Annotated in this window: 11 protein-coding genes; 8 read left to right on the top strand and 3 right to left on the bottom strand. The window is 50.0% G+C overall.

What is annotated here, in order from left to right; all coding sequences use genetic code 11:
- Positions 1 to 225: 225 nt before the first annotated feature.
- Complete coding sequence (gene ampC, locus QUA54_RS25435; RefSeq protein WP_333416839.1) at positions 226 to 1,422, top strand: class C beta-lactamase; 1,197 nt, start codon at positions 226 to 228, stop codon at positions 1,420 to 1,422.
- 343 nt (positions 1,423 to 1,765) lie between these two features.
- On the opposite strand, the gene QUA54_RS34580 is transcribed toward ampC, so the two are convergent.
- The gene (locus QUA54_RS34580; RefSeq protein WP_445301587.1) at positions 1,766 to 1,939 is read right to left on the bottom strand and encodes a DUF4383 domain-containing protein; all 174 of its coding nucleotides are present in this window, start codon (positions 1,937 to 1,939) and stop codon (positions 1,766 to 1,768) included.
- Here QUA54_RS34580 and QUA54_RS25430 point away from each other — a divergent pair.
- Positions 1,874 to 2,017 (top strand): hypothetical protein, encoded by a 144-nt coding sequence (locus QUA54_RS25430; RefSeq protein ID WP_333416837.1) that lies wholly within the window; start codon positions 1,874 to 1,876, stop codon positions 2,015 to 2,017. The genes QUA54_RS34580 and QUA54_RS25430 overlap by 66 nt on opposite strands.
- A 197-nt stretch (positions 2,018 to 2,214) precedes the next feature.
- On the opposite strand, the gene QUA54_RS25425 is transcribed toward QUA54_RS25430, so the two are convergent.
- A complete protein-coding gene (locus QUA54_RS25425; RefSeq protein ID WP_333416835.1) occupies positions 2,215 to 2,421 on the bottom strand; it encodes a hypothetical protein in 207 nt (68 codons plus the stop codon).
- Positions 2,422 to 2,468: 47 nt separating this feature from the next.
- Between QUA54_RS25425 and QUA54_RS25420 the strand changes: the two genes are divergently transcribed.
- The gene (locus QUA54_RS25420) at positions 2,469 to 2,672 is read left to right on the top strand and encodes a ChaB family protein (RefSeq protein WP_333416833.1); all 204 of its coding nucleotides are present in this window, start codon (positions 2,469 to 2,471) and stop codon (positions 2,670 to 2,672) included.
- Between the two features lie 49 nt (positions 2,673 to 2,721).
- Here the strand turns inward: QUA54_RS25420 and QUA54_RS25415 are convergent, their stop codons facing one another.
- Positions 2,722 to 2,850, bottom strand: coding sequence for a hypothetical protein (locus QUA54_RS25415; RefSeq protein WP_333198622.1), 129 nt, complete (start codon positions 2,848 to 2,850; stop codon positions 2,722 to 2,724).
- A 412-nt stretch (positions 2,851 to 3,262) separates the two neighbouring features.
- Between QUA54_RS25415 and QUA54_RS25410 the strand changes: the two genes are divergently transcribed.
- The 5 genes from QUA54_RS25410 (at position 3,263) to QUA54_RS25390 (ending at position 6,717) form a co-directional block, all read left to right on the top strand.
- Complete coding sequence (locus tag QUA54_RS25410) at positions 3,263 to 3,457, top strand: hypothetical protein (protein ID WP_333416832.1); 195 nt, start codon at positions 3,263 to 3,265, stop codon at positions 3,455 to 3,457.
- 79 nt (positions 3,458 to 3,536) lie between these two features.
- On the top strand, positions 3,537 to 3,704 hold the full coding sequence (locus QUA54_RS25405; RefSeq protein WP_333416830.1) for a hypothetical protein: 168 nt from the start codon (positions 3,537 to 3,539) through the stop codon (positions 3,702 to 3,704).
- Positions 3,705 to 3,728: 24 nt separating this feature from the next.
- Positions 3,729 to 4,190 (top strand): YbhB/YbcL family Raf kinase inhibitor-like protein, encoded by a 462-nt coding sequence (locus QUA54_RS25400; protein WP_333416828.1) that lies wholly within the window; start codon positions 3,729 to 3,731, stop codon positions 4,188 to 4,190.
- Positions 4,191 to 4,204: 14 nt separating this feature from the next.
- Positions 4,205 to 5,422: a Gfo/Idh/MocA family oxidoreductase gene (locus QUA54_RS25395; protein WP_333416826.1), complete on the top strand. Its 1,218-nt coding sequence runs from the start codon at positions 4,205 to 4,207 to the stop codon at positions 5,420 to 5,422.
- A gap of 38 nt (positions 5,423 to 5,460) precedes the next feature.
- Positions 5,461 to 6,717: a zinc-dependent alcohol dehydrogenase gene (locus tag QUA54_RS25390; RefSeq protein ID WP_333416825.1), complete on the top strand. Its 1,257-nt coding sequence runs from the start codon at positions 5,461 to 5,463 to the stop codon at positions 6,715 to 6,717.
- The last annotated feature ends 202 nt before the right edge of the window (positions 6,718 to 6,919 follow it).

Raw genomic sequence — 6,919 nt, 5'->3', positions numbered from 1 at the left:
TGATTTTAAATCACCCTAACCTTCCTTCAGTCTTGTCTTATGGTACTCTGGCTGCTTAAAAACTGTCCGAACTATTGAATTAACACTTATTGACTCAGCTACTTGCCGATAGCTGAATGATATTACGATCGAGCCTACTGTGTTCATTGAGTCATGAAGCCGTTCGCGCATAAGCCGGAGTAAGATCGTCAACAGATCGGTGGAACTACAGGAGACCCCAAAAGCATGAATTCCAGAGTTTTGAGTTTCCTTGCTGCAATGCTCGTTTCCATATGCGTGGCGGTAAATGTTAGCTACGCGGTCGATGATGATGGCAACAACATCAAGAGCGCCGTGGATGAAGTAATCCGACCAGTGATGTTGCAATACCGCATCCCTGGGATGGCGGTGGGGATCGTCACGAGGGGTGGGCACTACGTCTTCGACTACGGCGTGGTCTCCAAGGAGACTCGGAAGCCCGTTACTGGCGACACGCTTTTCGAGATCGGGTCGATTAGCAAGACGTTCACCGCTACGCTTGCTTCCTACGCGCAAGCCAACGGCGATCTCTCGTTGTCCGACAGTGCGAGCAAGTACCTCTCTTCCTTGCAAGGCAGCAACTTCGATCGGGTGAGTCTGCTAAACCTTGGGACGCATACGTCGGGTGGTCTCCCGTTGCAGGTTCCTGACGAAATTACGAACAACGACCAACTGATGGAGTATTTCAGGAACTGGAAACCGACCTACGCTCCAGGGACGTATCGGACTTACTCCAATCTGAGCATCGGGATGCTCGGCACGATCGCAGCGAGGAGCATGAACGAGGATTTCGTCGCCCTCATGCAAGGTAAGCTTTTTCCCGCCCTGGGAATGAACCGCACCTATCTCGACGTTCCCTCTTCGGAGAGCCAAAACTATGCACAAGGCTACACAAAAAATGACGAACCGATTAGGATGATGCCCGGAGTTCTCGCGTCGGAAGCCTACGGTATCAGGACTACAGCCGACGACACGATCCACTTCATCAAGGCGAACATGGGGATGCTCAACCTTAATGAAAAGCTGCAACGTGCGATCGCCGCCACGCACACCGGATACTTCAGGATCGGCGAGATGACCCAGGATCTGATCTGGGAGCAGTATTCCTATCCGGTCGCCTTGAAGGACCTGCTTGCCGGGAACTCGGTAAAGATAAGCTACGAGGCCAATCCGGCGATCGAGATCGATCCTCCGTCGCCGCCGAGGGAGAACGTTCTGATCAACAAGACTGGTTCGACGAACGGTTTCGCTGCCTACGTCGCGTTCATCCCGCAGAAGGCATTCGGAATCGTCCTCTTGGCGAATAAGAACTACCCGATCGATGCGCGGGTGATGGTCGCCCATCAAATACTGAATCGGTTAGACACCGACAACGTGTCGAGAGGTACTCTCAACTTAAACTGAATCGCTCACGGTTCGCTCATTTTTTTCGAGGTATAGACAACTGAAACCAGTGCCAAAGAAGTAGTCCTTGTGAGACTACTTCTGCATCATATAATCAGTGCCAAAGAGTGCCGAAGAAATAATTATCCAGCAGTAAGCATGAGAACCCTTTATCTACTTCGAGAAACTATTCTAGTTACACGCTAGCTTGAGCACTAGATGAACTCTGCATACTGATTTCTCTTGACTTCACAAATCCGTACTAGAAAGCGATACCAGCAGTAAGGGCATTGAGCCAGATATTATTTCCAAAAAGCGGTGTAAGCCCGAACAAGGTATTTGCAAATGGCAGCAATCCTAAAATTCAACCTGCTGCATAAAGGATAGCGAAGATGCGATTGAACACAATTGACCCGCTTAAGCTAGTAAATGCAGCAATTCCCCAAACACCCACTAAAATGCCAATTGCATTATGAAAATAGTTGGTGGGGAATACCCCGAATATATAGCCGAAGCCTGGTTGGGTCGCTCGGTTCATCTGGGAGCAACTGCGCGCAATCTCGATCGACAATTAATGCACGTCACGGGGCCTCTTTCACGTCGTGGGGAAAAGTAGATGGCCCACAGTTGACACGCTCAATTGCGAGTTCCGGAACGAGTTGCGATCGAGGGAGCTTGCTGGCAGCGCATCTCGCTTTAAATGGATGAAGCTTTGGGTTCCGGCTACCAATAGAAATGATTCAAACCGCGTTCTCAGGTGTTTGAGATTTAATAGTTTTTGACACCGTTGCTATAAAACTGTTTCTAATTGGTCTAAACTACTAAAATAGTGATTGCCTGTTGGTTGATTGGTCTGAGATATTCCCACCTTCTTTGACGCCCGACTTTTTCACCATTGAGTTCGCTCATCCCATCGGCAAATGCTCGCCCATTCCGTAGTCCACCATTAAGAAATTGTGGAAAGTGGCGGCGCGGCCGTAAGTTGCGATCGCACATCGCAAAATTTACCCGTCGCAACAATCAGCGTTTACTCTTCTCCTAAAGTTCTAATAGTCTGGAGATGAACAATGCCTTACAAACAGATTGATGACTTACCCCCGTCCGTTAAGGAGCACTTACCCGAGCACGCTCAAGAAATTTTTCGAGCAGCTTTTAACAGTGCTGTAGAAGAATATGGTGAAGAAGAGCGTGCATTCCGAGTCGCTTGGGGTGCAGTAAAACGTGATTACGAGAAGGGTGGCGACGGAAAGTGGCACCCCAAGTCCGAATAAGAGCCTGCTTTAAAAACTCATCGTTTACCTTTCCCAAATATAAGAATAATTAGCGGGGAATAATGGAAATTCCACCGCTGCGCTCTAACACAGCGTATTTGATTCGATCGGTTCGTTCCAATCCTTGCAGTTCCTGTGCTGCGGTCAACACATCATCACCAATGCGTGCCTGGTTCATCCACTATCTCAAGGGTTGACCATCTTTCGCAACCACCATTGACACACCATCCAATGCGTTACTCAGGGATTAGCATTGAAGCGTTTCAGGTCGCTGGAGGTTTGCTGCTTTTGCAATAGAGCGAGATTTAGCTACGATCGACAATCATCCAACCCAATTGGTGGATTTTGAGAATGGCGTAGTGTCATTGAGCGGGCGTGAGGAAAATTGCGGTTAAGCAACTTCCATTACCAACAAACACCACGCGATCTCTATCAGCAGGCTTAAGCAGCCTGCCCGTGAATATGCCTCAAAAGTTGGAGGAAAAGATTGGTTTAGACTTTTAGACTGATTGCGTAGGTTGTCGCCTCCCGCCGGCCGAGCGGTGTATCAGTGACCGTCAAGCCTTGCAGAAATAGGTCTTTGAGAAACGATGCCAAACGCCGCAGATACTAACATTGCTCGGGCTGTGCAACAGGTGGCTCATCCACTTACAAGTGCAGCCTCAGATTGCGATCCTCTGATGGATTTAAAAGATGGTACTCGCTTGGTGTTGATTGGCGGAGCAACGCATGGAATCCGCGAATTCTGTCAACGGCGGGCAGACATTACCAAACGACTGATTTAAGAAAAAGGTTTTACGGCGGTGGCAGTGAAAGCAAATTTTTCCGATGCCGATCGAGCCAACCGTTTTGTCCGAGGTGTGAATGATGTTCGACTTTGCCTGTTTGCCAGATCGGTTTGATGCCGTCATTAATGTTGACGGCACAAAAGCAGTGGAATCCCTCGATCGCCTTGAAGGGGAATCACTTCGCAACCGCACTGCTCACCCAGAATCAAGTGAAGCACCAGAAATATTTCCCTCAAAGCTCTAACCGTGATTCAAACATGAGCCGCTTATGCATCTGTACAGTTCTGAATTTTTAGCGGGAACTTTTATTCCCTTTAAGTACACCTGTGATGGGGAGAACCATTCGCCTCCCTTGACCTGGGAAGACCCCCCTCCTGGAACCCAGAGTTTTGTGTTGATTGCGAGCGATCCAGATGCTCCAAATGGAACTTTCACGCACTGGGTTCTCTACAATATGCCAGCAGATCTGCGACAGTTACCGGAAAGCGTCCCTAATCACGGTTCTCTACCCAATGGCAGCAGGCAGGGCAAAAACGATTTCGATCGGATCGGGTTTGACGGTCCTTGTCCGCCTAATGGCAACCATCGATATTTCTTCAAGCTCCACGCGCTCGACAGATCGCTCGACATTGCGCCAGGAGCAAGTAAGGAAGATGTTTTGCAAGCGATGGACGCTCACGTGTTAGATGCGGCGGAATTGATGGGGCTATACGGCAGAGCCAATTTTTAAACGGGAAATTTTATATGTTTGACGCATTGCAGCGAGGACTGACGCGCCGCACCCTGTTGAACCGAACGGGTCTGGGGTTATTGGCGATGGGAGCGGCCGAAATCATCTACAAACCTGTACGAACGCTGGCACAAGCGGCTCCTTCCCCTTCTGAGGAACCCTCCCTTCCTCCAGAGCAGAAGCTAGGTTGGGCGGTTGTGGGGTTGGGCCAGTTTGCCACCGAACAAATCATGCCTTCTTTTGGGGAGTGCAAGCGATCGCGCTTAGTAGCCTTGGTGAGCGGCGACCGCGCCAAAGCTGAACGCTATGCCCGACAGTACGGGGTGAACCCTCAAAACATTTATAACTATCAAAACTACGACACGATTCGCGACAATCCTGAAGTCGATGTCGTCTATATCGTTTTGCCGAACGGAATGCACGCGGAGTACACTATTCGAGGTGCTAGAGCGGGCAAACACGTTATGTGTGAAAAGCCGATGGCAACCTCAGTAGCAGAGTGTCAGGCGATGATAGATGCAGCGCGGCAGGCAGGTAAAAAACTGATGATTGCCTATCGCGCGCAGTATGAACCCTATAACTTAGCGGCGATCGACCTTGCTAGAGGTCCGCGCAAAGAATTGGGCAAGTTGAAAGCAATTGTGGCCGATCACGGGCGGATTGTTAAGCCATCTGAACCCCAAGACCGCTGGCGAATTGATAAAAAATTAGCGGGAGGCGGTTCGCTGCCCGATATCGGGATTTACAGCCTGAATGCCGCCCGATACATCACAGGTGAAGAACCGATCGAAGTTAGCGCCATGCTGTACAGCACGCCCAACGATCCCCGCTTTGTTGAAGTCGAAGAGAACGTGAATTTTATGCTGCGGTTTCCCAGCGGTGTATTGGCAAACTGCACGTCAAGCTACGGCTACTCTGACACGAAACGAATTCAAGTTTTTGGCTCGGAAGGGACGCTAGAACTCAGTCCGGCAACAGACTATTACCAACATCGGCTGTTTGTCGAGAAGGGAAAGGTGCGGGAAGAACGCAATATTGACGAGAAGAATCAGTTTGCGCTGGAGATGGATCATCTGTCGGAATCGATCGTGCAAAACCGAGAGCCGAAAACCCCTGGAGAGGAGGGATTACAGGATATTCGGCTGATTCAAACCATCTATGAAGCCGCACGAACCGGACGCAAAATTCAACTTGAGCCGATGCAACCTCCCCGCAATGAGCGGAGTGTTTGAAAACGATTAACTAAACCATTATTATCAGGAGACTTTTCATGAAAGCAGTTGTATTTCACGGTATTGGCGATATTCGTCTGGATGATGTTCCAGAACCCAAGATTCAAGAACCCGCTGATGCCATCATCCGTTTGACTTCCAGTGCCATTTGCGGAACTGACTTGCACGTGATTCGGGGAACCTTTCCAGGTATGATACCGGGAACGATTCTGGGGCATGAAGGGGTTGGCATTGTGGAAGAAGTGGGGCGCAACGTGCGGAATTTGAAAGCGGGCGACCGCGTTGTTATCCCCTCGACCATTGCCTGCGGCTCTTGCTCCTACTGTCGCGCCGGATATCATTCCCAATGCGATACGGCCAATCCCAATGGTCCCCAAGCGGGAACTGCCTTCTTTGGAGGACCAGAAACCACAGGGCCGTTTAATGGGTTGCAGGCAGAGTATGCCCGCATTCCCTACGCCAATGCTGGATTGGTGAAGCTGCCGCAGGAAGTGGATGACGATCGGGCAATTATGATCTCAGATATCTTCCCAACCGCTTACTTTGGAGCAGAGTTAGCTGAAATTAAACCGGGTGATAACGTTGCTATTTTTGGCTGCGGTCCTGTGGGACAGTTTGCGATCGCCAGCGCTAAATTGCTGGGAGCCGGACGAATTTTGGCAATCGATACAGTTCCCTCTCGCCTGGAAATGGCACAGGCACAGGGAGCCGAAATTATCGACTTCAACCAAGAAGACCCGATTGAGGCGATCCAAAGTTTAACGGGCGGCATTGGCGTGGATCGGGCGATCGATGCCGTGGGTGTGGATGCGGTTGCGCCCAACAGCGGTCCAGCGGCGGAGAAAGCTCAACAGCAAGCAGAACGTTTCCAGCAAGAACTTGAGAAGATTGCGCCTGAAACCAATCCTCAAAATGGCAATTGGCATCCCGGCAATGCCCCGTCTCAAGCGTTGGAATGGGCTGTACAGGGACTCGCCAAAGCTGGAACGCTTTCGATTATTGGTGTGTACCCGCTAACGCACAAGTTCTTCCCGATCGGCATGGCAATGAACAAAAATCTGACCCTGAAGATGGGGAACTGCAATCATCGCAAGTACATTCCATTGATTGTAGATCTCGTTCGTAGCGGTGTCGTAGATCCGACCGACATCCTCACCCAGATTGAACCCCTGACGAATGTAATTGATGCCTATAAAGCCTTTGACCAGCGCAAATCGGGTTGGGTGAAGGTCGAACTGGTGCCGGGTGCAAGCCGTGCCAACCAAAATCCTCAATTCCAGAATCATCACATTTAAGCGAAGGTCATGTACGACTTCTCGCCCCCCTTAGGTAGTGCTAAACAAGTAATGATGCGTTATAGAACCCATTTGACATCTAGCTATGCGCTAAACGCTTGAGCATTAGCCGAATGAAAAACAGCTTGAGCTTGGCGTTGGAACGTTCGAGTGTCCGGTCAAAATTCTTGACTAAACTTTTACATCGCTCCACCCAAGCATT

The sequence above is a fragment of the Microcoleus sp. MOSTC5 genome, from assembly GCF_036701825.1.
GTDB lineage: Bacteria > Cyanobacteriota > Cyanobacteriia > Cyanobacteriales > Microcoleaceae > Microcoleus > Microcoleus asticus.
This window is presented reverse-complemented; position numbering and strand designations above follow the sequence as displayed.